The following is a 26647-nucleotide window of genomic DNA, read 5'->3' as shown; positions in this document are numbered from 1 at the left end:
CGTCACTCCACGACGTCGGCGGTGTAGACGTACGCCGGTTCGTCGCGCTGCGCGGCGCAGGTGAGTCGCGCCGGTGGCTGCACCGACCGGCGCACCCGCACGGTGGTGGTCGCCGGGAGCGGTGCCTGTCCGGCCACGCCGACCACCCACTCGCCGGCGCCGGTCTCGTGGACCGAGCGAGGGCGTACGTCGGTGGCGGCGGCCGGACCCCGCTCGCGCAGCACGGCGGCCAGGGCGGCCTGCACCACCGGGGGATAGGGCGAGAAGCCGCGCAGGTGCTCGGGACTCACCGCCCCGGCGAGGTGCTGACGCACCGTCTGCACCGCGTCGGTCGCGTCGAGCCCGCCGTAGACCGTGCCGTCGGGCAGCATCAGCAGGTTCGCGGCGAACCGGTCGCCGCCGACGTGCGAGCACTCCCAGGTCTGCTCCGGCCAGGCCGCGGCGAGGGCGGCCGCGACGGGGCGGCCGCGCATCGCGCAGCACACGTCGTGGGTGCCGTGCGTGCAGACCAGCAGCAGCGGCGGGTGCGTCTCGGCGGCGGCAGGGCGCCCGTCGACGCGCAGCACCCAGGCGGCCTCCTCGAGGTCGGCCTCGGTCCGCCAGGTGCCCCAGCGCTGGCTGCCGTCGACGTCGACCACGGCCCAGCGCAGCGGGTCGACCGTGACGTCGCGGTGCGCCCGCCGCCCCGGACGCCGGACGAGCAGCACCCGGCCGCCGATCTCGAGGGCCGTCCGCTGCAGCAGGTCGGCGAGCGCAGGGGTGAAGCCGGAGCTGTCGAGCGCGGCGCGCGCCCAGCCGGCGGGGTGCTCGATCAGCAGCCAGCGACGGCCGGGGGCGGCGGTCCCGAGCATCGGGTCGCCGCGGCGCCGGGCGAGGGTGGCGCAGTGCGGTCCCCGGCCCGCGTCGACGTCGTCGGTCACCTCGGCCCGCACGCGGCGGGCGGGGGTCACTCGGGCACCACGACGCCGGTGCGCAGCAGCGCCTGGGTGAGCGCCACCCCGAGGTCGGCGCCGGTGGCGCGGCCGGCCGACAGCAGCGCCTCGACGGCAGCGAGCTGGTCGCGCTCCAGGGGGAGCGACCCGACCCGGCTGCGCAGGTGCGTACGTCCGCCGGCGGCCGGCTCGATCGTCGCGGCGACGTGGTCGCGCACCCGGACCGCAGTGGTCTCGTCGGCGGCGTCGGCGGCGTGCGCCTGGGCCAGGGGAGCAAGGGGGGCGGGGCGCTGGGCGGCGCGCGCGGCGCCGGCGAGACCGGCCGCGAGCTCGGTCGCATCGACCTCGGCGAGCGCGCGCAGCAGGGCCTCGCGCACGTCCTCGACCTGGGCGCTCGCGACGCCCGCACCGACCAGGTCGGTGCCGACAGGGAGCGCGGCCCGCAGCGAGGGGTCGTCGCTCGCCCGGCGCACGGCGGCGCGCACCAGCTCGTCGGCGACGTGGCGGCGGGTCCAGCTGTGCACGCCGATCGTCAGGTGGATGCTCGTTCCCCCGACCGCGGTCGCGGAGTGCAGGAAGCCGCGGGGGAGGTAGAGGCAGTCGCCCGGGGCGAAGGTGGTCTCGATGAGCGGCGTGGTGCTCGCCGCCGACTCCTCAACAGCCGCGCGGTGATCCGTCCACGGCTCGTCACGCAGCGGCAGCTCGTGCACCGGCGGGCGGATGCGCCACCGCTTCTCGCCGGCGATCTGCAGCACGAACACGTCGTGCACGTCGTAGTGGTCGCTGAACCCGGTGTTCTGCGCCGGGGTGACATAGGCGTTGACCTGCACGGGGTGGCCGAGCTCGCCGGCCAGGTCCTGGGAGAACCGCACGATCGGCTCCCAGGTGCGGTGCAGCCCCTGCAGCACGAGGGTCGCGCCCTCGCTGAAGTGGCGCAGCACGGCGTCGTCGCTGGCCTGGTCGGCGACCGCGGCGCCGATGCCGCCGCCGCGGGTGAACGACCGCTCGGGCAGCGTGCTGCCCTCCTTGGCCATCCGCAGGAAGGGGGTGCGCAGCCCGCGCGTCGCGACGAGCTCGTCGACCGCCGCCGCGCTGAACAGGTCCTCGAAGGTGCCCGGCAGGTCGGCGGCTCGGCTGAGCAGCGGCTCGCGCGACCAGATGCGCTGCGCGAACTCCTCGCTCGGCACCGACACCAGGCGGGAGAGCACCGGGAGCGCACCGGACTCGGTGCGCTCCCGGTGCGACGACGTCGTCGTCATCTGGCCTCAGGCTCCGCCGTCGGCTCCACCGTCACGGCCACCGGGGTTGGCCCCGCCGTCGGCCGGGCCCTCGCCACCGGCACCACCGTCAGCGCCGCCATCGGCACCGCCGTCGCCACCGAGGCCCGAGCCACCGACGCCACCGCCGGCACCACCGTCGGCACCGCCGTCAGCGCCACCGTCGTGACCGCCGGGGTTTGCGCCGCCGTCGGCCGGGCCCTCGCCACCGGCACCACCATCGGCACCGCCGTCGCCACCGAGACCGGTGCCGCCAGCGCCTCCGTCGGCACCGCCGTCGGCGCCACCGTCGTGACCACCGGGGTTCGCGCCGCCGTCGGCAGGTCCTTCGCCGCCAGGAGTCTGCTGCTCCGGGTCGAAGTCGGAGTTGTCGGTCATTCCGTCCTCCTCGTGTCCGTCTCGTGGCGGGCGCCACGGGGCTGGTTGTCTGCCCTTCATTCCTAGGGCAGATCGCCGTGAATTTCGACCCCCGAAGGCAGGGAAGTTTCGGCCCGCTCGCGCCCCCGCCGAGGAGGGGCGGCCCCCCTTACGGCAGGGGCGGCCCCTTATTAGCTGGGCCCCACCTCGAACGGCTGGGCCGCCCCTCTCTCGCGGGCGGGAGGAGGGGCGCGGCGAAAACCCGTGCCGGGCCAGGGCGTACGCCCGCTAGCGTCCGGTCATGACGTGGGAGTTCTTCGACGCGGCCGGCCCGTTCCTCGACGCAGCGGGGGACGCGCTGCGCGCCAACCCGGTGGAGGCGTCGGTCGTCGCGACGATGGCCGAGCGCGAGCAGCGCGAGGGCGCTCCCGACCTGCCGCACCGATGGTTCGCCGTCGCCGGCGGTGACGAGATCACCGGCGTCGCGATGCGCACCGCACCGTTCGTGCCCTACCCGCCCTTCCTGCTCGCGATGCCCGACGAGCTGGCGGTCGAGCTGGCCGACGTCCTGCTCGGGCGCGGCGAGCCGGTCGAGGGGGTCAACGGCGGGCTGCCGGCGGCCCGGGTGTTCGCCGAGCGGGTCGCCGACGCCACCGAGAGCACGGTCCGCACCGTCATGCACACGCGCCTGTTCGAGCTCACCGAGCTGACGCCGCCGGAGCCCGCCGAGGGGTCGCTGCGCCGGGTCGACACCGGCGACGTCGACGACCTGCAGCAGGTCACCGCGTGGACCGCCGCGTTCCACCGCGACGCCGACGCGCAGGCCGGCCGGGGACCCGGCGACAGCGAGCCCGAGGCTCCGATGACCGAGCAGCGGCTGCGCAGCCTCGCCGCCCGCACCTGGTTCTGGGAGGTCGACGGCGAGGTCGTGCACATGACCGGGCTCAACCCGCCGGCGTTCGGCGTCGCCCGGATCGGCCCGGTCTACACCCCGCCGCGCTGGCGCGGGAACGGCTACGCCGCGAGCACCGTCGCCGCCCTCTCCCAGCAGGTCCTAGACGCCGGCGACCGCGTCTGCCTCTACACCGACCAGGCCAACCCGGTCTCCAACGCGCTGTACGAGCGGCTCGGCTACCGCCCCGTCGTCGACAACGTGCAGCTGCGCATGTGACCGCGAAGCCCCGGGCATGAAACCGGGTTACGTGCGTTTGACCTCAATGCATTGGGGTCAGATGCACGTAACCCGGTTTCATGCGGGCACTAGGGTCGGCACCATGAACGTGGTGTTCGTGGAGCCGAACTTCCCACGCAACCAGCGCGAGTTCGTGCGCGCGCTGTCGCAGGTCGGTGCGACGGTCTTCGCGGTCGGCGAGACGCCGTGGGACTGGCTCGACGAGGAGCTCAAGGGCTGGATCGACCACTACGAGCAGGTCGGGTCGGTCACCGACGTCGACCGGCTGCGCACGGTGGTCGAGCACTTCCAGTCACGCGCCTGGATCGACTCGCTCGAGGCCACCATCGAGTCGCACACGCTGCCCGCCGCGGTCGTGCGCGAGCAGACCGGCATCCCCGGCACGTCGGTGCACACGACCTACCTGTGCCGTGACAAGCCGTCGATGAAGGAGGCGCTACGTCAGGTCGGGGTGCCGACCGCGGCGTCGGCGGCCGCCGAGAACCTCGACCAGCTGCGCGAATTCGTCGCGCAGGTGGGTTACCCGGTGATCGTGAAGCCGCGCGACGGGGCGGGCGCCTCGGGCACGCACAAGGTCGAGAACGACACCGAGCTGGCCGCCGCGGCCGCGACGTTCGGGAGCGCCACGTCGGTGGCGGTCGAGGAGTTCGTCGAGGGCCACGAGGGCTTCTACGACACCGTCTCGGTCGACGGCGGCATCGCGCTCGACTTCGCGAGCCACTACTACCCCAACGTGCTCGAGGCGATGCGCACCCGGTGGATCAGCCCGCAGTACGTCTCCACCAACCGGGTCGACGACGCCCCCTTCTACGGCGAGCTGCGCGAGCTCGGCGAGCGCGTCAACGAGGCCCTCGGCATCCGCACGTCGGCGACGCACATGGAGTGGTTCTACGGCCCGAAAGGCTTGCGGTTCAGCGAGATCGGGGCGCGACCGCCCGGCGTGGGGTGCTGGGACCTCTACAGCGCCGGCAACGACATCGACGTCTACCGCGCGTGGGCCGACGCGATCGTGCACGGGCAGGTGTGGTCGCGACCGTCGCGCCGGTTCGCCTCGGGCATCGTGGCGCTGCGCCCCGACCGCGACGGCACGATCAGCGGCTACTCCGGGCTCGACCACGTGCAGCAGCACCTCGGCCAGTGGGTCATCGACACCCACCTGCCCGACCCCGGCACCGGCACCCAGCCGGTCGAGGCCGGCTTCATGGCCAACGCGTGGGTGCGCCTGAAGCACCCCGACTACGACGCGCTGCGCGGCATGCTCGACGAGGTCGGGCGCACCGTGCAGGTGCACGCCTCCTAGGCTCGCCCGCACCGTGACCGACACCCCTGCGCCCCCTGTCACCCTGCTCGGCCCGCAGCGCCGACCCACGGTCGAGAAGACGATGCACCGGCTGGGCCTGCTCGGGCGGCCGGTCGCCACGGTGACGGCCGGGTGGCAGGACCGCGAGATGGACGACCCCGAGCTCGACCAGCACCTCGGCGGCGCCACCCGCAACCTGGAGCTGTGGCAGCGCTGGCAGCACATCCTCGACGCGGATCCCCAGCTGGCAGAGGCGGATCGGCGCCGCCGCGAGATGCGTTCGGAGGTGCAGGACCTCTACCTGCTCGGCGTCGGCCACGCGATGGCCGCGCTCATCGAGCTCTACCACCTGCCGCACCGCACGCCCGCGTTGGTGCAGCAGGCGATCGCCGACGCCGACGAGGTGCTGCACGACCTCGACGTACGCCATCTCGGGCGCATCGCCGAGCTCGAGTCCGGCTTCTACGAGCGATATCCCCCGCACGAGCGGCCCGACGTGGCCCGGCACCGGGCCGAGGTGGCAGCGATCGTCGCCGACTGCGAGGGAGTGGTGCTCACCGGCGGGCACGTCGCGGTGCTGCTGGACCTGCTGCACCTGTTCAACGTGGCGCCGCTGCTCGCCTCGCGGCCGGTCGTCGCCTGGTCGGCCGGCGCGATGGTGCTGACCGACCGCGTCGTGCTGTTCAACGACCGCGCGACCCACGGCCACGCCTACCCCGAGGTGTTCGGGGCGGGCCTGGGTCTGGTGCGCGACGTGGTGGCGCTCCCGGCCGCCCGGCAGCGTCTGCTCCTGGGCGACCGGGCTCGAATGGCGTCTCTCGCAAGGAGATTCGCGCCCTCGTGGTGCCTCCCGCTCGAGCCCGGGTCGCGCGTGGAGCTGGACGCCGACTACCGGCTCCCGGCCACGGCGTCGGTGATCGGCGGAGAGGGCGAGCTGGTCGCGGTGGGCGAGCTGGCGTACGACGAGACGGTGGCGCCCGGCAAGACGGCGCCCGACGAGACGGATCGCGAGGCGGTCGACGGTGAGTGAGACCACGGCCCTGCCGGTCCCGACCAGCACGCACAAGGGCAAGCTCGCGATCAACCGGCTGCGCGCGCGCCGCCCGCTCGACGAGGCCGCCGTCGACCGCTTCCTCGCCCGGCAGGGGCAGGTGCCGGTCGTCGAGGGGCCCAAGTGCACGTTCCTGTTCCGCGGCGAGGCCGACGAGGTGCACGTGCAGCACCGCATCGTGGGCCAGCCGCAACGGGTGCCGATGCGCCGCGTCGGGGAGACCTCGCTCTGGTACGCGATCATCGAGCTGCCCGCCGGCTCGCGGGTGGAGTATCAGCTGGAGGTGCGCCGCGGCGAGCACGTCGAGACGGCCAACGACCCGCTCAACCCGCGCGTCGCGCACAGCCCGGTCGGGTCGTCGTCGGTGCTGCACGCCGCGGGCTACGTCACGCCGGAGTGGACCCAGCACGACCCCGACGCCCGCCCCGGCGAGATCGTCGACCTGACGATCAGCTCGCGGGCGCTGCGCCGCGAATCCCATTGTCGCGTCTACCTTCCCGCGCGCTTCCGCCGCCGGCACAGCTATCCGCTGCTGATCGTGCACGACGGTGACGACTACCTGCGCTACGCGGCGATGGGCACCGTGCTGGACAACCTGATCCACCGCCTCGACATGGCCGAGACGATCGTGGTGTTCACCAACCCGGGCGACCGGTTGAAGGAGTATCCGAACTCCGCCGCGCACGCCCGGTTCGTCACCGCCGAGCTCATGCCGCGGCTCGCCGAGGAGCTGCCGCTGATCGAGCGGCCCGACGCCCGCTGCCTGATGGGCGCCTCGTTCGGCGGGGTGGCGTCGCTGTCGGTGGCGGTGCGCAACCCCGACCTGTTCGGCTCGCTGCTGGTGCAGTCGGGGTCGTTCGTGTTCACCGACATCGGCACCGAGCACGGCGGCGGCCCGGCGTTCGACCCGGTCGTGCGGTTCATGAACCGATACCGCGCCGCCCCGACCAAGGTCGCCGACCGGATCTTCTCCTCGTGCGGGGTCTACGAGCCGCTGATCGTGCCCAACCGCTCGATGGTGCCGGTGTTCGAGGCGGCCGGCATGCAGGTGCGCTACGTCGAGGCGCGCGACGGCCACTCCTGGGAGAACTGGCGCGACCGGCTGCGCGACGGGCTGTCCTGGGTCTTCCCCGGACCGGGGAAGTACTACTACGAGTAGGTGCCTGGTCCACCCTTCGGCGTAGGGTCGCCCCATGACGGGTGAGGAGGCCGGACCGGCCCTGGGACGCACGACGTACGTCCTCATCGACGGCGAGAACATCGACGCCACCCTGGGCACCTCGATCCTGCAGCGGCGACCGCTGCCGGAGGAGCGGCCGCGCTGGGACCGCGTCCTGAAGTACGCCCACGAGGAGTGGGAGCAGCCGGTCACCGCGCTGTTCTTCCTCGCGGCGTCCAACCGTGACCTGCCGATGCCGTTCGTGCAGGCGCTCACCGCGATGGGCTACCGGCCGGTGCCGCTGTCGGGGGAGCCGGGCGAGAAGGTCGTCGACATCGCGATCCAGCGCACGCTGTCGGCGCTGGTCGACCGGCCGGCCGACGTGATGCTGCTCAGCCACGACGGCGACTTCCTGCCGCAGCTGGAGGCGCTGGTCACCGACGCCCACGACGTCGCGCTCATCGGCTTCAAGGAGTTCCGCAACGCCGGGTTCGCCGCGTTGGAGGACAAGGGGCTGGAGTTCCACGACCTCGAGCTCGACATCGGCGCGTTCAACTCGCCGCTGCCGCGGCTGCGGGTCATCCCGATCGAGGAGTTCGACCCCGAGCAGTTCCTGTGACCGGCACGGGCGCCTCGCCGCTCGCGGCGCCCGAGGGCGGCGGCAAGCGGCTGCGCAAGGCCCTGCCCCGCCGCGCGCTCGGCGAGCTGCACCTGCCTCCCGACCGCGACCCGCTGGGCATCCTCGCCGAGCAGCACGCGACCCGGCTGCCAGAGCTCATCGGGGTGCGCGTCGGCCGCATGCTGCAGTCCCCGTTCGCGTTCTACCGCGGGACCGCCGCCGTGATGGCCGCCGACCTCGCCGACGCTCCGGTCACCGGCCCGCGGGTCGTGGCCTGCGGCGACGCCCACATCAGCAACTTCGGCTTCTTCGCCTCGCCCGAGCGCTCGCTGCTGTTCGACCTCAACGACTTCGACGAGACCGCGGTGGCCCCGTGGGAGTGGGACGTACGTCGGCTGGCCGCGAGTGCGTACGTCGGGGGTCGGGACAACGGGCTCTCCGAGGACGACTGCGCCGCGGCGGCGCACGCCTCGGTCGAGGGCTACCGCGAGGCGCTGCGGGGCCTGGTCGAGCTCACCGCGCTGGAGCGCTTCTACTACCAGGTCGACGACTCCGCGCTCGAGGCCAGGCTCTCCGGCAAGGACCTCAAGCTCGCGCGCAGGGCGACGGCCAAGGCGCGCGGCCGCACCTCCGACCAGGTGCTCGCCAAGATCGCCACCCGCGGCGCCGACGACCGGCTGCGCATCGTCGACCAGCCGCCGGTCACCCAGCACGTCGAGACGCACGCCGACCTGGCGGACATGACCCGGTTGTTCCGGCAGTACCTCACGACGCTGCGGGAGGACTCGGCCTTCCTGCTGCTGCAGTTCCGGCCGGTCGACTTCGTCCTGCGCGTCGTCGGGGTCGGCAGCGTCGGGACGCGGTGCTACGTCCTGGCCCTCGAGGGCCCCGACTCCCAGGTGATCTTCCTGCAGGCCAAGGAGGCCCAGCCGTCGGTGCTGTCGACCTACGGCCGGATGCCCAAGGCGGTGCCCGGCGACACCGGCGGCCGCGACCTCACCGAGGGGCACCGGGTCGTGGCCGGGCAGCGCATCCTGCAGGCGCAGTCCGACCCGTTCCTCGGCCACATCATCGGGTACGCCGGCGAGCAGGGGCGGCACGCGCGCGTCGACTACTTCTGGCGCCAGTTCCGCGACATGAAGGGCTCGATCGAGCCGTCGCGGCTGAACCGGAGCCAGTTCCTCACCTACGTGCGGCTGTGCGGCCGGCTGCTCGCGCGGGCGCACAGCCAGTCGCCGTCCGGCCGAGCCGTCGCGGACTACCTCGGCAAGAACGACGCCGCGGGTGAGGCGTTCGCCCGCTGGGCGCGGGCATACGCCGATCGGTGCGAGGCCGACTTCGCCGCCCTCGAGCAGGCAGCCGCCGCCGGCCGGTTTCCCGTGGAACGCAACGTCTAGGCTGTGCGGCACGAGCTCGGACGCATCGACAGATCGACCGGCTCTCATGACTCGACGGGGGAGATCGATGCAGTCTGCTTATGCGAAGGATCTGGTCTGGCAGCTGACCCTTCGCGACGCTGCCGACGAAGAGATTCTCGCGGCTGTCCACCAGGTCAACCTGCGCGAGAGTCGCGGGGAGGACCCGGCTGCCGAGCTCGGGAGCGCGGCCGAGTACGCCGCAACGTTCTCGGGCCAGAGGCCGAGTCCAGCCCGCAGCCGCTGGGTGACGGTCGCGGGGATCTTGGCCGTCGCGTGGCTGATCGGGACCGCCGTCGCCGTCGAACGGTTCGGCTTCGACCCACCTGTGCCGGACCGGTTGTTCGCTCTCCTCGGCGCGTTGCTGCTGCTGTGCGTCGGCGTGGGGGTCGCCTTCGTCGCGGCACTGTCGCGTGCTCGGCGCGCGACCGCGCGGATCGCGACCCACTGACGCGCTGCCCGCTCCGACAACGCCGCGTCAACGTGTCCGAACAGTTCGGACACGTTGACGCGGCTGTGGCGCGAGGTCCCGGTCAGCGCTTGGGCTTACGCAGCAGCAGGATGCCGCCGACGACCGGCGCGATCCCGAACAGGAAGATGCCGAACAGTCGGCCCGCCGCCTCGGCGCCGTTGGCCGACTGGGGCCCCTGTCCGGTCGCGGCCATGGCCAGCTGGGCGAGCAGCACCAGGCAGCCGAACACGATCAGGATCCATCCCCACGCCGTGCGGGCCCCGGACCGCTGCGGCGGCTGCTGGTATCCGTACGGCTGCTGGCCGTACTGCTGCGGGTAGCCCTGCTGTCCGTACGGCTGCTGCCCCGGGTATCCCTGCTGCGGCGGGTAACCCTGTTGCTGCGGGTAACCCGGCGGCGGTCCCTGCGGCGGGTACTGCTGGCCGTAGCCGGACTGCGGGTATCCCTGCTGCGGGTAGCCCTGCGGCCCGGGCGGCGGATTCTGACCCTGGCCGGCACTCGGGTGGCCCTCGGCGCCCGGCTGGGGCGCGGCGTACGGGTCCTGGGAATCGCTCATCGGCCCAGTCTGCCAAGCGTGTCCGCTCAGATCGGACACCGTGAGCGCTTGACACGGTCCAAGCCCGCATGAATGTATGTGCATGTACACACATTGAGGAGTGGGTCATGTCCGGATCGGTCAGCAGCGCGTGGTTGCAGACGGCCGCGTTCGCCGCGGCCGTCGACGCCAACCTCGACAGGTGGCTCGGTGACACCTATCGGCTGGGGCTGACCGAGTTCCGCGCGCTGACCCTGCTCAGCCAGCAGCCCGACAAGGAGCTGCGCATCACCGCGCTCGCCCAGCGGGTGGGCCTGACCTCGACCTCGACGACGCGGCTGGTCAGCCGCCTGGAGACCAAGGGCCACGCGCGGCGCGACGTGTGCGACGACGACGGCCGCGGGGTCTACGCGGTGATCGACGAGCCCGGCGAGACGCTGCTGCGCGAGGTGCGGCCGGCGTACGACGCTCGGGTGCGCGACCTGCTGACCGACCCGGCGAAGCACTTCCCCCACCTGGACCCGCGGGCGGTGGCGTCCGCGCTGGAGGAGGTGAGCGCGCTGGTCGAGCCCTGACGCCTTCAGCTCTTGCTGGGGGCGCTCTCTTTCCGATCTATATATGCATGTACACACACCTAACCCGAAGGGATGATCCCTGTGCCGACGAAGATCGACGTGTTCGTGGACTACGTCTGCCCGTTCTGCTTCCTGGTGGAGCCGGCGATCGAGGAGCTCCGGCGCGAGCGTGACGTCGAGGTGACGATCCGCCCGTTCGAGCTGCGTCCTGACCCGGTGCCGACGCTGCGCCCGGAGGACGACTACCTGCCGCGCGTGTGGCGCGAGTCGGTCTATCCGATGGCCGAGCGGGTCGGCGTGCCGGTGCAGCTGCCCTCGGTGTCGCCGCAGCCGCGCACCGAGAAGGCGTTCATGGTGCTGCAGCTGGCGCAGGAGCGCGGGCTCGGGGCGGCCTACACCGAGGCGATGTTCAGCGCGTTCTTCCAGGACGACCGCGACATCGGGCTCGACGAGGTCATCGTCGACGTCGCGACCTCCGTCGGCCTGGACCGGGCCGAGGTCGAGGAGGCGCTGCGCAGCGACGAACGGCGCCAGCAGCAGCGCGCCGACCAGGACTACGCCGTCCGCACGGTCGGCATCGACGCGGTCCCCACCGTCGTGGTCGAGGGCCAGGTGCTGCGCGGGGTGCCGTCCGCGGCCCGGCTCAAGAAGGCGGTCGACGACCTCGCCTCCCGCGGCCCCGCCCCGGATCGGACCCAGCCGTGAGCGCAGTCGTCGCCCGGCTCGAGCCGCTCATGTCACGCGCGGTCGCGGCGAGCACCGCACACGTCGACGCGGGCGGCCTGCCCTTCGTCGGCGTGGTGGTCGACGCAGCCGGGGAGGTGATCTCCGGGTTCGGCACCAACCAGGTCGCCGAGACCGGTGACCCCACGGCGCACGCCGAGGTCGTCGCGATGCGCGAGGCGCTGACGCGGCAGCGGCGCGACACGCTTGCGGGCTGCTCGTTGCTCGCGACCGGTGAGCCGTGCGGGCTGTGCTACCGGTTCGCGCTGGACCACGGCATCGCCTCGGTCCTCGTCGCCGTCGACCGCGACGAGGTCGCCCGGCTCGGCTTCGACTACCGGGCGAGCTATCCCGCGTTCGCCGTGACGGACGTACGTCGGGCTCGGGTTTTCGTGCCGCTCCCCGTCGAGCGTGCGCTCGACCCCTTCGTGCACTACCTGCGGCTCCACCCCGCTGGTCCCGCGGCCGCGGGACCGGGCACCGCACCGAAAGGAACATCGTCATGAGCTGGCTCTATCTGGCCGTCGCCGTCGTCTTCGAGGTCGCCGTCGGCATCTGCGCGGGCAACGCGAACGGCTTCAAGCACGCCTGGTGGACCGTCGCGACCCTCGTCTCCGGCGCGATCGCCACCTTCTTCCTCAGCCTGGCCCTGCTGACGTTCGACGTGGGCGTCGGCTACGCGCTGTGGACCTCGCTGGCCGGCGTCGGGATCGTCGTCGTGGGCGCGCTCTTCCTGGCCCAGCGACTCACCTGGCAGAAACTCCTCGGCATCGCGGTCGTCATCGTCGGCGTCGTGGGCCTCAACCTCGCCGGCGCCCACTGACCCGGCTGCTCTGTCGGAAAGGAATCCTCATGACGACCGCTCCCGCCACCACACCCACGGCCCCCGCCCCGACCGCGCAGAGGGGACGCGCCTGGATCGCGCTGCTGGTCGCCGGCGCGTTCGAGGTCGGCTACGCCCTCAGCGTCAACGGCAGCACCGGCTTCACCGACCCGCTCTGGTCGGTGGTCGCCGTGGTGTTCTTCCTGTTCACGCTGTTCTTCCTCAGCGTCGCGCTGAAGCAGATCGACGTGGGCATCGGCTACGCCGTGTGGGCCGGCATCGGCGCCATCGGCGCGGCCGTGCTCGGCCCGGTGTTCTTCGACGAGACGCTGACCCTGGTGAAGGGCTTCTGGCTCGCCGTGATCATCGCCGGCGTCGTCTGGCTCAAGCTCGCCGACCGTCCCGCATCAGCCTGACTCGCTGCGAGACCCGGGCCCACGGCCTCGTCCCGGGCTCGGGTCGCGCAGCGTCGCCCGCTCGGTCAGGGTGATCCCCACGACCCAGATCAGCAGCGCCAGCCACCCCGGCACGAACCCGCCGAAGCCGTCGTCGTCCGGCATCCGCGCGTCGAACAACCAGTACGCCGCGAACGCGATGACCGCCCACAGCACCACGTGCCGCCAGGCCGTCCCCGGCGGCGACCCACGCCACCGAGGCACCCTGCCGCCCTCGTCCGGCGACCCGTTCAGTCCCAGGAACTCGACAACCCGACCCGACCCGACGCTCACGCGAAACCCCCGTTCGACGTACGACCTCAAGGCCCTCCGTTATACGTGGTCCCGCCGGCACGACAAAGACCCTCCTCCGGCATGGAGAAGGGTCTTGGGTCGGGCTGCTGGGTGGAGGCGAGGGGACTCGAACCCCTAACCCCCTGCTTGCAAAGCAGGTGCGCTACCAATTGCGCCACGCCCCCGAAGGCCCGCGCTCCGGCCGCTGGGCCGGCCACGCGGGCCGTCAGGTCTTGCTCCGCCGGGAGGCGGTGAGCGTCAGTCGACCTTCGCGCTCGCGGAGATGCTCTTCTCGCCGGGACGGTCGGAGGTCTGCTTCCACAGCTCCTTGCCGACGGTGTGCGACTTGTACTTGGAGTTCGCGAACGCGGCCGCACCCGCAGCCGCCAGAACCATCAGGGCCTTCTTCATCTCAGGACTCCTCGTCACTGGATCATCGGGGCGGCGGTGGTGGGCCTAACTGGACTTGAACCAGTGACCTCTGTCTTATCAGGACAGCGCTCTAACCGACTGAGCTATAGGCCCCTGCACCGTCGTGCGTCGCCTGACCGTGGTCGGCCGGGCGACGCGCAGGACGTGACTTTACCCCACGCCTGCCGACGGCGACAAAACGCCTACTCGTCCGACAGCGTCAGCTGGATGCCGCCGACGAGCGAGGCGCAGATGTTGTACAGGAACGCGGCCAGCGTCGCGATCGCGGTCAGCAGCACGATGTCGATGACCCCGATGACGACCGACAGCGACACCATGCGGCCGAAGCCGATGTAGTCCATGAGGTCGAACGTCGACCCGCCGCCGCCCGACTCCAGCTGGCCGAGCATGTCCTGCAACGCCGAGAAGACGCCCATGCCCGACAGCACGGTCCACATCACCGCGACCATGATCACGCCGGCGATGGCCGCGGCCACCGACAGCAGGAACGCGATCTTCATGACCGACCACGGGTCGATGCGCGACAGGGTCAGGCGCACCCGGCGAGGAGTCGAGCGAGACGTACGACCGCCGCTCGCCTGACGCTGCGGCCGCTGGGGCCGGGCGCCCCGCTCGCCGCCACCCTTGGAGCCCTCGGAGCGACTCGCCCGCTGACCGCTGCCCGGTCGGGGCAGCTTCGCCGCCGCGGTGTCCTTGCTGCGCGCGGCGGCGGACGCCGCGTCACTGCCGGCGCCCTGCCTCTGCGGGGTGCTGCTCACTCGTCATCTCCCGGCTCAACGTCGGTCATTTCGTCGGTCGCATCGCCCGGCGCGGCCTCGACCTCGGTCGACTCCACCTCGACCGACTCCTCGACGGAGTCAGCAGGTTCGGCATCCGAGGCGGGCGGGGTCGGGGCGTCGCTGGACTCCTCCGACGCTACGGCATCCTCGACTTCTTCCTCGACCTCCCGCTCGGTGTTGCGCGCGACCGCCACGATCGAGTCGCCCGAGGCCGGTGTGGCGAACTGCACACCCATCGTCGACCGCCCGGTGCGCCGGATCTCGGCCACCCGCGAGCGCACGATCTTGCCCTTCTCCATGACGACCATGACCTCGTCGTCCTCGTCCACCGCGAGCGCACCCACCAGGTCGCCGCCGCGGTCGCTCAGCTGCGCGACCTTGACGCCCAGCGTGGCGCGCCCCTTCACGGGGTAGTCGGACGCGGCGGTGCGCTTGGCCAGGCCGTTCTCGAAGACGACGAACACGTCGGGGTCCTCGTCGTCGTGGATGACCATCATCGCCAGCAGGTCGTCGCCGTCGCGGAACTTCATGCCGGTGACGCCCGAGGTCGCCCGGCCCATCGGCCGCAGCACGTCGTCGCTGGCGTGGAATCGCACCGACTGCCCCTTGCGCGAGACCAGCAGCACGTCGTCGGAGCCGCTCGCGAGCGCCGCGCCCACCAGCTCGTCCCCGTCGCGCAGGTTGACGGCGATCAGCCCGCCGGAGCGGGCACTGTCGTACTCCGTCAGCCGGGTCTTCTTCACCAGACCGCGCTGCGTCGCGAGCAGCAGGTAGGGCTCCTGCTCGTAGTCCTTGATCGAGCGCACCGCGGCGATCTGCTCGTCGGGCTGGAAGGCCAGCATGTTGGCCACGTGCTGACCCTTGGCGTCGCGCGACCCCTCGGGCAGCTCGTACGCCTTGATCCGGTAGACCCGCCCGTGGTTGGTGAAGAACAGCAACCAGTTGTGCGTGGACGTGGTGAAGAACTGCTCGACCACGTCGTCGCCGCGCAGCTGCGCCCCGCGCACTCCCTTGCCGCCGCGGCGCTGCGAGCGGTACTCGGTGAGCTTGGTGCGCTTGGCGTAACCACCCCGGGTGATCGTCACGACGACGTCTTCCTCGGGGATCAGGTCTTCCATGTTCATGTCGCCGTCGAACGGCACGATGCGCGTACGCCGGTCGTCGCCGTACTTGTCGACGACCTCGGCCAGCTCGTCCTTGATCAGCTGCCGCTGGCGCTCCGGCTTGGCCAGGATGTCGTTGTAGTCGTCGATCTTGGCCTGCAGCTCGTCGTGCTCGTCGACGATGCGCTGGCGCTCCAGGGCGGCCAGCTGGCGCAGCTGCATCGCGAGGATCGCGCGGGCCTGCACGTCGTCGACGCCCAGCAGCTCCATGATCCCCTCGCGGGCCGCGTCGGCCGAGCGCGAGGCGCGGATGAGCGCGATGACCTCGTCGAGCATGTCGAGGGCCTTGAGCAGGCCCCGCAGGATGTGGATGCGCTCCTCGGCCTCGCGCAGCAGGAACTTCGTGCGCCGCACGATGACCTCGACCTGGTGGTCGACCCAGTAGCGGATGAACGCCGACAGCGGCAGCGTGCGCGGCACACCCTCGACCAGCGCGAGCATGTTCGCGCCGAACGTCTGCTGCAGCTGGGTGTGCTTGTAGAGGTTGTTCAGCACGACCTTCGCCACGGCGTCGCGCTTGAGCACGATGACCAGGCGCTGACCGGTGCGCCCCGAGGTCTCGTCGCGCAGGTCGGCGATGCCGCCGATCTTGCCCTCCTTGACCAGCATCGCGATCTTCTCGGCGAGGCTGTCGGGGTTGACCTGGTACGGCAGCTCGGACACCACGAGGCAGGTGCGCCCCTGGATCTCCTCGACCTCGACCACCGCGCGCATCGTGATCGAGCCGCGCCCGGTGCGGTAGGCCTGCTCGATGCCCTTGCGGCCCATGATCAGCGCGCCGGTCGGGAAGTCCGGCCCGGGCACCAGCTCGATGGCCTTCTCGAGCAGCTCCTCGCGGGTCGCCTCGGGGTTGTCGAGGAACCACTGCGCGGCCGCCGCCACCTCGCGCAGGTTGTGCGGCGGGATCTGCGTGGCCATGCCGACCGCGATGCCGGCCGAGCCGTTGACCAGCAGGTTCGGGAAGCGCGCCGGCAGCACCGACGGCTGCATGGTCTTGCCGTCGTAGTTCGGCTCGAAGTCGACGGTGTCCTTGTCGATGTCGCGCACCAGCTCCATCGCCAGCGGCGCCATCCGGCACTCGGTGTATCGCGGCGCCGCCGCACCGTCGTTGCCCGGCGAGCCGAAGTTGCCCTGCCCGTCGACGAGCGGGTAGCGCATCGACCACGGCTGCACCAGCCGCACCAGCGCGTCGTAGATCGCGCTGTCGCCGTGCGGGTGGTACTGACCCATCACGTCACCGACGACGCGGCTGCACTTGTTGTACCCGCGGTCGGGCCGGTAACCCCCGTCGTACATGGCGTAGACGATGCGCCGGTGCACCGGCTTCAGCCCGTCGCGCACGTCCGGCAGCGCACGACTGACGATGACGGCCATCGCGTAGTCGATGTAGCTGCGCTGCATCTCGGTGTTGAGGTCGACCGGGTCGACCCGGTTGCCCACCGCAGTCGTGCCTTCGTCCTCGGGGGGAAGGTCGTCAGTCATCAGATCCCTTGCTGCTCAACAAGATTCGGTACGTCAGTGGTTGCGTCGGCGGACCCGAGCCCGGGGTGGGCAGGCCCGTAGGGCCGTGGACGGGCCTGGCGGGAGGCCGAGCCTGCGAGGCCGGATGGCTGGCCCGTAGGGCGTGCCTGCGCCCGGCGCCCGTAGTCCCTAGATGTCAAGGAACCGCACGTCCTTGGCATTGCGCTGGATGAACCCGCGCCGCGACTCCACGTCCTCGCCCATCAGGATCGAGAAGATCTCGTCCGCGGCGGCCGCGTCGTCGAGCGTGACCTGGAGCAGCACCCGGTGGTCGGGGTCCATCGTGGTCTCCCACAGCTCCTGGTAGTTCATCTCGCCGAGACCCTTGTAGCGCTGGATGCCGTTCTCCTTCGGCAGGCGCCGGCCGTTCTTCTGGCCCTCGGCCACCAGCACGTCGCGCTCACGGTCGGAGAAGGCGAACTCGTGCTCGGCGTTGGACCACTTGAGCCGATAGAGCGGCGGCTGCGCGAGGTAGACGTACCCCGCCTCGATGAGCGGGCGCATGAACCGGAAGAGCAGGGTCAGCAGCAGGGTGCGGATGTGCATGCCGTCGACGTCGGCGTCGGCCATCAGCACGATCTTGTGATAGCGCGCGCGGGTGATGTCGAAGTCCTCGCCGATGCCGGTGCCGAAGCCGGAGATCAGCGCCTGCACCTCGTTGTTGGCGAGCACCTTGTCGATGCGGGCCTTCTCGACGTTGAGGATCTTGCCGCGGATCGGGAGGATCGCCTGGTTGTAGGGGTTGCGCCCCTGCACCGCCGAGCCGCCGGCCGAGTCGCCCTCGACGATGAAGACCTCGGAGATCGTCGGGTCGTTGCTCTGGCAGTCCTTGAGCTTGCCGGGCAGGCCGCCGGTCTCGAGCAGGCCCTTGCGGCGGGTGGCCTCGCGCGCCTTGCGGGCCGCCATCCGCGCGGCCGCCGCCTGCGCGGCCTTCTGCACGATCGCCTTGCCCTCGCGGGGGTGCGCCTCGAGCCAGTGGCCCAGCTGGTCGCGCACGGCGGAGGCGACGAAGCCGCGCACCTCGGAGTTGCCGAGCTTGGTCTTGGTCTGGCCCTCGAACTGCGGCTCGCCGACCTTGACCGAGATGACCGCGGTCAGACCCTCGCGGATGTCCTCACCGGTGAGGTTGTCGTCCTTGTCCTTGACCAGCTTGTTCTGCCTGGCGAAGGCGTTGATCAGCGAGGTCATCGCGGTGCGGAAGCCCTCTTCGTGGGTGCCGCCCTCGTGGGTGTTGATGGCGTTGGCGTAGGTGTGCACCGACTCGCTGAACGCGCCGGTCCACTGCATCGCCACCTCGAGCGAGAGCATCCGGCCCTCGTCGCTCGTCTCGAACGCGATGATGTCCTCGTGCACCGGCTCGCTGCGCTTGCTGGAGTTGAGGTGCTTGACGTAGTCGAGCAGACCGTCGTCGTAGCGATAGCTGACGCTGCGCGGCTTGCGCTCGGTCGCGGCCGCCTCGCCCTCGGCCTGGGCCTCCTCCTCGGCGCCCGCCTCGACCTCGCGCGGCCGCTCGTCGGTGAGGGTGATGGTCAGCCCCTTGTTGAGGAAGGCCATCTGCTGGAACCGGGCGCGCAGCGTCTCGAAGTCGTACTCGGTCGTCTCGAAGATGTCGCCGCTGGCCCAGAAGGTGATGGTGGTGCCGGTGTCGTCGACCTCGGTCTCGCCGACGACCGACAGCGGCGCCAGCGGCACCCCCTGCTCGAACTCGACGCGATAGATCTTGCCGTCGCGGCGCACCTCGGCGGTCAGCCGCGTCGACAGCGCGTTGACGACGGAGGAGCCGACGCCGTGCAGACCGCCGGACACCTTGTAGCCGCCGCCACCGAACTTGCCGCCCGCGTGCAGCTGGGTCAGCACCAGCTCGACGGTGGACATGCCGTACGCCTCGTTGAGCTCGACCGGGATGCCGCGCGCGTGGTCGACGACCCGCACCCCGCCGTCGGCGAGCAGCGTCACGTCGATGCGGTCGCCGTGGCCGGCCATGTATTCGTCCACCGCGTTGTCGACGATCTCGGTGACCAGGTGGTGCAGGCCCCGCTCGCCGGTGGAGCCGATGTACATGCCCGGGCGCTTGCGCACCGCCTCCAGGCCCTCCAGGACCTGGATCGCGTCGGCGCCGTAGCTGCCGTCGTCGGGCAACCGCTCGGCCACCGACGGCTCCGGGGTGCTCGAGGTCTGGTCGGGGGTGTCGGGCTCGTCAGCCACAGTGCTCCTTCTCGGCGCGGCGACGTCCTGCGGAGGACCCGCAGGACGACCACGGATGGTGTGGTCTGCCCGCCCTCGGCGAGTGTCCGGCAACGGGTTGCAGACCGTCGTCCATCCTACCGGTCGCGCATGGCGAATCACCCGCAGGAGGCGCCTTGTGGACGGTCGTGGCGCGCGTACGGGTGTGTGGACGAGGGGGATCACGCGCCCCGGGCCTCTGAGGGCTCAGGGCGGGCGATGCCGGTTTCGCTCGTTCCGCCCCGCGCCACCCGGACCTACGGTCGCGTCACCGCGCGGTCCGGCGGTCAGACGACGACGTAGATCACGCCCGTACGCCCGCCGCGGCAGACGTGGATCGTGCCGGCCTGACAGCTCACCTCGTAGGACTGCTCCGTGGTGGGGCTGAACACCTGCAGCGTGTAGCGGCCCGACCGTTCGGCGGCGCGCGCCGCCGAGGCGATGTTGTTGGCGAACGGGCAGCTCGCCGAGCCGGTCGCCCCCACGCCCGTGCCGCACGTGCGCACGCCGCCGGGCAGCGCCACCCGGGTCACGGTGGGCTCGGGCCGCGGCTCGGACGAGCGCGGGGACGGGGAGGACGAGGTGCGGCTGGGCGACTCCGTCGGAGTGGGCGTCGGGGTGGGCGTCGGCGAGGGGGTGGCCGCCGGCGTGGTCGCCCTCTCCTGCGGCGCGGGCTCCTCGCTCGGCGACTCCTGCGTCGACGTCTCGCTCGGGGTGGGCTCCGGCGAGGTGGGGGAGTCGCTCGTCGCAGGGTCGGTGGCCGTGCTCGGCGCCGGCGTGCTCGGAGCAGGGGTCGGCTCGCTCGGGGACTGCACCGCGGTCGAGGGGGAGGGCATCGGCTGGGTGGTGCGGTCCGGGCCGCTGCGGGTCAGCGCGAACACCGCGAGCAGGCTGGCCAGCGAGATCGCGATGACCAGCACCGGCGCGAGCCAGCCCCCAGGCCGGCCGCGCTCGCGGGCCGCGCCGTCGGTCGCCGGACGGACGTACCCACCGGGCCGTGGCTCGATCGGGGTGGCGGCGGTCGGGTCGTCGGAGGTGTCAGCCCCGGGACGACGCGTCGGCATCGGCGCGAGATAGCGCACGTCCTGGTCGCCCGTGCCGTCCTCGTCGAGCATCTCGTCGAGGCGGTCGGTGTCGCGACCGGGCGGTCGCTGCGCGTCGTTCACCTGGAGGATTCCCTTCGAGGTCGTCCGGCGGGGGCCGCCGATCCAGCCGACCACGGTAGGCACCGAACCGGGGGATGGCTAGTTCACGTCCATACCCATGGGTATGCGCGGTGTCGCCACGAGCTTGGCCGCGGCCCCCGCGTCAGCCGTAGGTGTCGCGCGGGCCGCGCCCGTCACTGACCGACCGGGGTCCACGCTTCCACGAGGGCGCCGACGGCCCGACCACCCGCAGCTCCTGGACCACGCCAGCGCCCACCGCGTCGCTCATCCGCGACATCAGCGTCGACTCCAGCCAGCGCAGCTGGGTCGCCCACGCGGTCGACTCGGCCCGCACGGTGAGCCGCCCCTGCTCGAACGACACCGGCGTCGCGTGCGCCGCCACGTCGGGTCCGACGATGTCGGCCCACCGGCTCATCACCGACCCCGCGGCGACGTCGACCTGCCAGTCGCGGTCGCGCAGCAACCGGTCCAGCTGGTCGGCCAGCGGTGCGGGGTCGCGCCCACCCTTGTCCGACGTACGCCCTCCACGCCCGAGATCTCCCGCCTTGCGCCGGCGCGCGGCCGGCGACCCGGGGCGCAGGCCTCGGTCGCGCGCGGCGCGCCGGGCGCGGGCCAGGGCGGCCCGGGCCGAACCCAGCTCGTCGGGCGCCGGATCGCCCGGCTGCCCGTCGGTCGGGGAGGAGTCGCCTGGAGGCGAGTCGGCCGGCGGCGCGTTAGGGGACCGGTCGTCCGCCCCGCGGCCCTGCTCCGGGAGGTCCATGCCGATCCCTCCTTCGGTTGCGTCGGACGACCTGACCACATGCTGCACGCACGACGGTCGCAGATGCAGGTTCGTGCCAGCGCACCGCCTGCCCCCACGCGCCCGCCTCGTCGAGGGTGGGACCGCAGGCACCGCCGACCGCGAGCGACGCAGGAGCAGATCATGACCCACGACATCCGGCCCGGGCTCGCCGCGCTGACGCTGCTGCTCGCGACCGACGACGCCGGGCGCCGGGTCGACGCCCAGCGACTGGGACCGGTGATGCGCGCGGCCGGGCTGGCCCAGCTGCTGCACGCCGGCGCGCTGCACGATGCCGGCGACGACGTCCGCGCCGCCGGTGGCCGCCCGGCCGGGGCGACCGCCGCGCTGCTCTGGGACGCCTGCCGCGACGGTCGCTCCTGGCGCTCGGCGGTGGGCCGGGACGGCCGCGCGACGATGGCGAGCGCCGAGGACGAGCTCTCCCGGGCCGGGCTGGTCACCTTCTCCCGCCACGGCATCGGGCCGTGCCGCCACACCGCGGCCGGCGTCACCGCCGCCGGTCACACCGAGCGGGAGCTGCTCGGGCAGCGGGTCTCGACGCTCGTCCGCGACCCCGACTGCGCCGACCCCGTCAGCGTGCTCGCGCTGGGCCTGCACGCGATGGGCATCGCCCACACGGTCGCGGTCGAGCTGCCCACCATGACCCGGCCGACCGAGCAGCGACTGGCCGCGTGCTGGCCGGGGCCGGCCCAGGGCGTACGTCGGGCGGCGCTGGACCGGCGCATCACCATCATGTGAGGTCGAGTCAGAACCTGGTCAGACCCAGCCGCGCTCGCGCGCCAGCAGCGCCGCCTGGGCGCGGTTGGTGGCCCCGAGCCGACGCAGCAGGTCCGCGACGTAGCGGCGGTAGGTGCGCACCGACACACCCATCTCACGGGCGCCGGTCTCGTCCTTGCTGACCGCGCACATGCTGCGCAGCACGGCCCGCTCGGTCTCGCTGAGCTCGCGGTCGCGCGCGTCGTCCCCGTCCGCCGCGGGCACCGGCGCGGCGGCCGCCCAGGAGCGCTCGAACAGCGAGATCAGGGTGCTCACCAGTGCCGGGTCGCGCAGCACGAGCGCGCCGCGAGAGGTGTCGCCGGGGTCTATCGGCACGAGCGCGGTGCGCCGGTCGTAGACCAGCACCCGGCCGGTCAGGTCGGTGGCGTGCCGGACCTGCAACCCGGCCGCGCCGAGCTCGCGCAGGTACGCCGCACTCGCCCGGTCCTGCAGCATCGCGCTGTGCACCAGGCTGCGCATCGCCACCCCGCGCCGCAGGCAGCGCAGGTCCAGCGGCCGGGCGTGGTCGATGTTGGCCGAGGAGTACCGCGCCTGACTCTCGATCGACAGGATCTCCTCGCGGGCGAAGAACGCCAGGTCGGCCAGCCGCTCGCGCACCAGGTCGACGTCGTCCAGCCGCTCCTCGGCGAGGTCGCTGCCGGGTCGCAGCTGCTCCAGCTCGGTGATCAGGTGGCGGGTGCGGCTCAGCTCGCGCATCTCGTCGGTCAGCCGGCGCAGCCGCCGCTCGGTCAGCAGGTCGACGGCGGCGCCGGGCTCGCGCGGCTCCAACCGTCCCGGCGGGCCGTGCAGCAGGTCGAGCCCCCGCAGGGACTCCACCGCGCTCTCGACCTCGGCATCGGTCGCCCCGAGCAGCACCCCGAGGTCTGCCGCATCCTCGGCCGGGTGCCGCAGGAAGTGCCGATAGACCAGCTCCTCCAGCTCGGTCAGGCCGAGGGTGCTCAGTCCGGGCACGCCGCGACCTTCCCCAGCTCCACCTCGAACCGCCGGCCGGTCAGCGCCTCCGGCACGTCGTCGGCCACCGCCGCGGTGATCAGCACCTGCTCGGCGTCGGCGACCAGCGCGGCCAGCCGCTCCCGGCGGCCCGCGTCCAGCTCGGCGAACACGTCGTCGAGCACCAGCACCGGGTCGGTGCCGAGGTCGGTGCGCAGCAGCTGGAAGGAGGCCAGCCGCAGACCCAGGGCGAACGACCAGGACTCGCCGTGGCTGGCGTACCCCTTGGCGGGCAGGTCGCCCAGCTGCAGCACGACGTCGTCGCGGTGCGGGCCGACCAGCGTCACGCCGCGCTCGACCTCCTGGGTGCGCACCTGCGCGAACGACTCGTGCATCGCCGCGACGATCTCCTCCTGCTCGGGGACCTCCCCGGCCGCGATCCGCGCGGCGACCGGTTCGTGCAGCGACGAGCGGTACGTCGCCCGCGCCTGCGAGCGCCCGGCGCTGACCTCGTCGTACGCCTGCTCCAGGTAGGGCGACAGGTCACGCAGCAGCCGCAGCCGCGCATAGACCAGCGACCCGCCCACCGTGGCGAGGTGGGAGTCCCAGACCTCCAGGGTGTGCAACGCGCTGGCGAGCTCGGAGTAGACGTCGACATCGGAGTTTCGACGCCGAGAACCCTTGCGCAGCAACGGCATTGCCGACTTCAGCAGCGCGTTTCGTTGCTTGACGATCTTGTCGTAGTCGGACCGGGCCGCCGACCAGCGCGGCTGCCGGGCGACCAGCAGCTCGTCGAGGAACCGCCGCCGCTCGCCCGGGTCACCCTTGACCAGGGCCAGGTCCTCCGGGGCGAACAGCACCGTGCGCAGCGTGCCGAGCACGTCGCGCGGCCGGGTCGCGGCCGCCCGGCCGAGCCGGGCCCGGTTGGCCTTCCCCGGGTTGATCTCCAGCTCCAGCTGCTGCTCGCGACCGTCGCGCACGACCGCGGCCCGCACGATCGCCCGCTCGGCCCCGGCCCGCACCAGCGGCCCGTCCTGGGAGACCCGGTGCGAGGACAGCGAGGCCAGGTAGCCCGCCGCCTCGACCAGGTTGGTCTTGCCCTGCCCGTTGAGCCCGACGAACGTCGTGACCCCCGGCTCCAGCGCGACGTCGACCGCGGGGTAGGACCGGAAGTCGGCGAGCGTGAGGTGACGCAGGTGCACGAGGCGGCGTCGGCCTAGTCGTCGTTGGCGGCAGCGCCCGGGGTCTGCAGCTGGTCGTCCTGCTTGGTCTCGGCCGCGGGGCTGACCTCGGCCTGACCCTCCTTGGGGCCCTGCTCGCGCCACGGCTCCTGACCGAACTGCATGACCTCGTGCCCACCGAACTGACCGCGCAGCGCCGCGACGGCCTGCATGCTCGGGGAGTTCTCCTGCCGCGAGCCGAACCGCGCGAACAGCGCGGCCGCGAGCACCGGCATCGGCACGGCGAGCTCGATGGCGTCCTCGAGCGTCCAGCGGCCCTCACCGGAGTCGGTGGTGTACTCGCTGATGCCCTCGAGGTTGGGCTTCTCCTCCAGCGCCTTGACCATCAGGTCCAACAGCCACGAGCGCACGACCGTGCCGCGGGTCCACGCCTTGAAGGCACCGTGCACGTCGGTGACGATGTCCTTGGCCTCGAGCAGCTCGTACCCCTCGGCGTAGGCGTGCATCAGGCCGTACTCGATGCCGTTGTGCACCATCTTGGTGTAGTGCCCGGCGCCGACCTTCCCGGCGTGCACGAAGCCCTCGTCGCGCGGGCCCTCGGGGCGCAGCGCGTCGAAGATCCACATCGCCTTCTCGACGTGCTCGTCGGATCCGCCGCACATCAGGCCGTAGCCGTTCTCCAGGCCCCAGATGCCACCGGAGACGCCGCAGTCGACGTAGCCGACGCCGGTCTGCGCGAGCAGGTCGGCGTTGGGCTGGTCGTCGGTGTACTTGCTGTTGCCGCCGTCGATCACCAGGTCGCCCTCGGTGAGCAGGCCGGCCAGCTCGCGCACGGTCGCGCGGGTGGGCTCACCGGCGGGCACCATCACCCACACGATGCGCGGGGGCTCGAGCTTCTCGACCAGCTCCTGCAGCGAGGCGACGTCGCTCACCTGCGGGTTGCGGTCGTACCCGATCACCTCGTGGCCGGCGCGGCGGATGCGCTCGCGCATGTTGCCGCCCATCTTGCCGAGGCCGATCAGACCCATCTGCATGGTCGCTGCTCCTTAGGCGAGGTCGTACGTCGTCACGGGCGACGCTACTCGGGCTCAGCTGGCGAAGCGCACCGGCATGAGGACGTAGCGGTAGCTCTCGTCGGAATCACCGTCGGCCTCCTGCTGGCCGGAGATGACCGCCGGCCGGCTGGGCTGGGTGAACGACAGCCGCGCGAACGGGGTGCCGAGCACGCCCAGCCCGTCGAGCAGGAACTGCGGGTTGAACGCGATCTCCAGCTCGGGGCCGGTCAGGGTGCACTCGACCGCCTCGCTCGCCTGCGCGTCGTCGCCGGTGCCGGCCTCGATCGCGACCTGGCCCTCGGCGAAGCGCAGCCGCACCGGGGTGTTGCGCTCGGCCACGAGCGACACGCGCTTGACCGCCTCGGTGAGCACCGCGGTGTCGACGACCGCCACGGTGTCGACGCTCGTGGGGAAGATCGAGGTGACCTTGGGGTAGTCGCCGTCGAGCAGCCGGGTCGTGGCGCGGCGCTGCCCCACCTCGAAGCCGACGAGCCCGTCGCCGCCCGCGGCGGTCCCGAGCGCGACCTGCACCGAGCCGGCCGCGCCGAGCGCCTTGGCCGTGTCGGAGAGGGTGCGCGCCGGGATCAGGGCGGTGTAGTCGGCGTCGGAGGACGCGGGGTTCCAGGTCAGCTCGCGCATGGCCAGCCGGTAGCGGTCGGTCGCGAGCAGGGTGACCTTCTCGCCCTCGACCTCGACCCGGACACCGGTGAGGATCGGCAGGGTGTCGCCGCGGTCGGCCGCGATGGACACCTGGCTGACGGCCTGGGTGAACAGCTGCCCGTCGATCGCGCCGGTGGCCTCGGGGGAGGCCGGCAGCGTGGGGTAGTCGTCGGTCGGCATCTGCTGCAGGCTGAACCGGCTCGAACCACAGGTCACCTGCACCTTGGCGCCGTCGGTCGCGATGTCGACCGGCTGCGGGGGCAGCGAGCGCGAGATGTCGGCCAGCAGCCGGCCGAGCACCAGCACCGTGCCGGGCTCGTCGACGTCGGCCTTCACCGTGACGCGGGCGGAGACCTCGTAGTCGAACGCGCTCAGCGTCAGCCCGTCGTCGGTGGCCTCGAGCAGCACTCCGGCGAGCACGGGCAGCGGCGGCCGCGGCGAGAGCCCGCGCACCACCCAGGTGACCGCCTCCGCCAGAACATCGCGTTCGACCCGAAGCTTCACGTTCAACCGTCCTTGCCGTCGTCTGCAGTGCGTCGCAGTGGAGCGCGAGCAGCGGTCCTCGCTCTCGCGCGCACGTCGCCCGCACGAGAGCACTCCCGTGCGGGTGGGCCTGACCCTACCCGGCGGGGATCGTTTCTTGTGGTTCACCCTGGCCGCTCGCTCCTGCTCGTCCCCAGGTGCGCGGGGCGGGACGGATGCTGATGGAGAACTGTGGTGATCGTCGTCGGCGCTGTGGATCGTGTGGACAACCGGCTGCGTCGGCGGCATCGCGCGCGACCCGGTTGTGGACGACCCGGGGA

28 protein-coding genes and 2 tRNA genes are annotated in these 26647 nt (G+C 72.3%); 13 read left to right on the top strand and 17 right to left on the bottom strand.

The genetic code is table 11. The annotated features are described in order from the left end of the window. Positions 1-2 precede the first annotated feature (2 nt). The 3 genes from FB554_RS14930 to FB554_RS17255 are packed head-to-tail and all read right to left on the bottom strand — an operon-like array spanning position 3 to position 2587. On the bottom strand, positions 3-950 hold the full coding sequence (locus FB554_RS14930) for a sucrase ferredoxin (protein WP_142007171.1): 948 nt from the start codon (positions 948-950) through the stop codon (positions 3-5). Beyond that, positions 947-2191 (bottom strand): cupin domain-containing protein, encoded by a 1245-nt coding sequence (locus FB554_RS14925; protein ID WP_142007170.1) that lies wholly within the window; start codon positions 2189-2191, stop codon positions 947-949. The genes FB554_RS14930 and FB554_RS14925 overlap by 4 nt, the downstream gene beginning before the upstream one ends. Before the next feature lie 6 nt (positions 2192-2197). Then, positions 2198-2587: a BatC protein gene (locus FB554_RS17255; protein WP_170206907.1), complete on the bottom strand. Its 390-nt coding sequence runs from the start codon at positions 2585-2587 to the stop codon at positions 2198-2200. Positions 2588-2867: 280 nt separating this feature from the next. Here FB554_RS17255 and FB554_RS14910 point away from each other — a divergent pair, with 280 nt between their 5' ends. The 7 genes from FB554_RS14910 to FB554_RS14880 all read left to right on the top strand — a co-directional run bounded on the left by FB554_RS14910 (position 2868) and on the right by FB554_RS14880 (position 9753). Then, complete coding sequence (locus tag FB554_RS14910; protein ID WP_142007169.1) at positions 2868-3737, top strand: GNAT family N-acetyltransferase; 870 nt, start codon at positions 2868-2870, stop codon at positions 3735-3737. A 103-nt stretch (positions 3738-3840) separates the two neighbouring features. Next, complete coding sequence (locus tag FB554_RS14905) at positions 3841-5058, top strand: ATP-grasp domain-containing protein (RefSeq protein WP_142007168.1); 1218 nt, start codon at positions 3841-3843, stop codon at positions 5056-5058. A 13-nt stretch (positions 5059-5071) separates the two neighbouring features. Next, complete coding sequence (locus FB554_RS14900) at positions 5072-6088, top strand: type 1 glutamine amidotransferase family protein (RefSeq protein WP_142007167.1); 1017 nt, start codon at positions 5072-5074, stop codon at positions 6086-6088. Then, complete coding sequence (locus FB554_RS14895) at positions 6081-7268, top strand: alpha/beta hydrolase-fold protein (protein ID WP_142007166.1); 1188 nt, start codon at positions 6081-6083, stop codon at positions 7266-7268. The genes FB554_RS14900 and FB554_RS14895 overlap by 8 nt, the downstream gene beginning before the upstream one ends. A gap of 34 nt (positions 7269-7302) precedes the next feature. Then, on the top strand, positions 7303-7887 hold the full coding sequence (locus FB554_RS14890; RefSeq protein ID WP_142007165.1) for an NYN domain-containing protein: 585 nt from the start codon (positions 7303-7305) through the stop codon (positions 7885-7887). Continuing rightward, positions 7884-9284: a DUF2252 domain-containing protein gene (locus FB554_RS14885; protein WP_142007164.1), complete on the top strand. Its 1401-nt coding sequence runs from the start codon at positions 7884-7886 to the stop codon at positions 9282-9284. The genes FB554_RS14890 and FB554_RS14885 overlap by 4 nt, the downstream gene beginning before the upstream one ends. Positions 9285-9351: 67 nt before the next feature. After that, positions 9352-9753 carry a hypothetical protein gene (locus tag FB554_RS14880; RefSeq protein ID WP_211344616.1) on the top strand — a complete coding sequence of 134 codons (402 nt, stop codon included), beginning with the start codon at positions 9352-9354 and terminating at the stop codon, positions 9751-9753. A gap of 82 nt (positions 9754-9835) precedes the next feature. On the opposite strand, the gene FB554_RS14875 is transcribed toward FB554_RS14880, so the two are convergent. Continuing rightward, a complete protein-coding gene (locus FB554_RS14875) occupies positions 9836-10330 on the bottom strand; it encodes a hypothetical protein (protein ID WP_142007162.1) in 495 nt (164 codons plus the stop codon). Between the two features lie 107 nt (positions 10331-10437). Here FB554_RS14875 and FB554_RS14870 point away from each other — a divergent pair, with 107 nt between their 5' ends. The 5 genes from FB554_RS14870 (at position 10438) to FB554_RS14850 (ending at position 12846) form a co-directional block, all read left to right on the top strand. Beyond that, positions 10438-10884, top strand: coding sequence for a MarR family winged helix-turn-helix transcriptional regulator (locus tag FB554_RS14870; protein WP_142007161.1), 447 nt, complete (start codon positions 10438-10440; stop codon positions 10882-10884). Positions 10885-10965: 81 nt separating this feature from the next. Continuing rightward, positions 10966-11589 (top strand): DsbA family oxidoreductase, encoded by a 624-nt coding sequence (locus tag FB554_RS14865; RefSeq protein ID WP_211344615.1) that lies wholly within the window; start codon positions 10966-10968, stop codon positions 11587-11589. After that, positions 11586-12113 carry a nucleoside deaminase gene (locus FB554_RS14860; RefSeq protein ID WP_236022166.1) on the top strand — a complete coding sequence of 176 codons (528 nt, stop codon included), beginning with the start codon at positions 11586-11588 and terminating at the stop codon, positions 12111-12113. The genes FB554_RS14865 and FB554_RS14860 overlap by 4 nt, the downstream gene beginning before the upstream one ends. After that, a complete protein-coding gene (locus FB554_RS14855) occupies positions 12110-12430 on the top strand; it encodes a DMT family transporter (protein WP_142007160.1) in 321 nt (106 codons plus the stop codon). The genes FB554_RS14860 and FB554_RS14855 overlap by 4 nt, the downstream gene beginning before the upstream one ends. A 29-nt stretch (positions 12431-12459) precedes the next feature. Further along, positions 12460-12846: a DMT family transporter gene (locus FB554_RS14850; RefSeq protein ID WP_142007159.1), complete on the top strand. Its 387-nt coding sequence runs from the start codon at positions 12460-12462 to the stop codon at positions 12844-12846. Here FB554_RS14850 and FB554_RS14845 read toward each other — a convergent pair. The 9 genes from FB554_RS14845 to FB554_RS14810 form a co-directional block, all read right to left on the bottom strand. Then, positions 12838-13089, bottom strand: a complete 252-nt coding sequence (locus FB554_RS14845; RefSeq protein WP_142007158.1) for a hypothetical protein — start codon at positions 13087-13089, stop codon at positions 12838-12840. The genes FB554_RS14850 and FB554_RS14845 overlap by 9 nt on opposite strands. Before the next feature lie 181 nt (positions 13090-13270). Continuing rightward, positions 13271-13343, bottom strand: a tRNA-Ala gene (locus FB554_RS14840). Positions 13344-13416: 73 nt separating this feature from the next. Beyond that, positions 13417-13569: a hypothetical protein gene (locus FB554_RS17250; RefSeq protein ID WP_170206905.1), complete on the bottom strand. Its 153-nt coding sequence runs from the start codon at positions 13567-13569 to the stop codon at positions 13417-13419. Between the two features lie 37 nt (positions 13570-13606). Continuing rightward, positions 13607-13683 (bottom strand) — tRNA-Ile (locus tag FB554_RS14835). Between the two features lie 89 nt (positions 13684-13772). Then, positions 13773-14348 (bottom strand): DUF3566 domain-containing protein, encoded by a 576-nt coding sequence (locus tag FB554_RS14830; protein WP_236022165.1) that lies wholly within the window; start codon positions 14346-14348, stop codon positions 13773-13775. Then, a complete protein-coding gene (gyrA, locus tag FB554_RS14825; protein ID WP_142007157.1) occupies positions 14345-17014 on the bottom strand; it encodes a DNA gyrase subunit A in 2670 nt (889 codons plus the stop codon). The genes FB554_RS14830 and gyrA overlap by 4 nt, the downstream gene beginning before the upstream one ends. Before the next feature lie 168 nt (positions 17015-17182). Continuing rightward, the gene (gene gyrB, locus FB554_RS14820; RefSeq protein ID WP_392424721.1) at positions 17183-19258 is read right to left on the bottom strand and encodes a DNA topoisomerase (ATP-hydrolyzing) subunit B; all 2076 of its coding nucleotides are present in this window, start codon (positions 19256-19258) and stop codon (positions 17183-17185) included. Between the two features lie 305 nt (positions 19259-19563). Continuing rightward, positions 19564-20442, bottom strand: coding sequence for a hypothetical protein (locus tag FB554_RS14815; protein ID WP_142007156.1), 879 nt, complete (start codon positions 20440-20442; stop codon positions 19564-19566). Between the two features lie 142 nt (positions 20443-20584). Next, entirely contained in the window at positions 20585-21202 is a 618-nt protein-coding gene (locus FB554_RS14810; protein ID WP_142007155.1) for a DciA family protein, read from the bottom strand. A 162-nt stretch (positions 21203-21364) separates the two neighbouring features. Between FB554_RS14810 and FB554_RS14805 the strand changes: the two genes are divergently transcribed. Beyond that, complete coding sequence (locus FB554_RS14805) at positions 21365-21979, top strand: GPP34 family phosphoprotein (protein WP_170206904.1); 615 nt, start codon at positions 21365-21367, stop codon at positions 21977-21979. An 18-nt stretch (positions 21980-21997) separates the two neighbouring features. On the opposite strand, the gene FB554_RS17685 is transcribed toward FB554_RS14805, so the two are convergent. Genes FB554_RS17685 through dnaN form a run of 4 tightly spaced genes read right to left on the bottom strand, consistent with a single transcriptional unit; the run spans position 21998 to position 26348 of the window. After that, positions 21998-22969 (bottom strand): helix-turn-helix transcriptional regulator, encoded by a 972-nt coding sequence (locus FB554_RS17685; RefSeq protein ID WP_142007153.1) that lies wholly within the window; start codon positions 22967-22969, stop codon positions 21998-22000. Further along, a complete protein-coding gene (gene recF, locus FB554_RS14795; RefSeq protein WP_142007152.1) occupies positions 22957-24150 on the bottom strand; it encodes a DNA replication/repair protein RecF in 1194 nt (397 codons plus the stop codon). The genes FB554_RS17685 and recF overlap by 13 nt, the downstream gene beginning before the upstream one ends. 14 nt (positions 24151-24164) lie before the next feature. Continuing rightward, positions 24165-25163 (bottom strand): phosphogluconate dehydrogenase (NAD(+)-dependent, decarboxylating), encoded by a 999-nt coding sequence (gene gnd / locus FB554_RS14790; protein ID WP_142007151.1) that lies wholly within the window; start codon positions 25161-25163, stop codon positions 24165-24167. Between the two features lie 54 nt (positions 25164-25217). Continuing rightward, on the bottom strand, positions 25218-26348 hold the full coding sequence (gene dnaN / locus FB554_RS14785; protein ID WP_142007150.1) for a DNA polymerase III subunit beta: 1131 nt from the start codon (positions 26346-26348) through the stop codon (positions 25218-25220). Between the last annotated feature and the right edge of the window lie 299 nt (positions 26349-26647).

It is taken from the genome of Barrientosiimonas humi (assembly GCF_006716095.1).
GTDB lineage: Bacteria > Actinomycetota > Actinomycetes > Actinomycetales > Dermatophilaceae > Barrientosiimonas > Barrientosiimonas humi.
The sequence above is the reverse complement of the archived record's forward strand: the minus strand, read 5'-3'. Positions and strand labels throughout refer to the sequence as shown.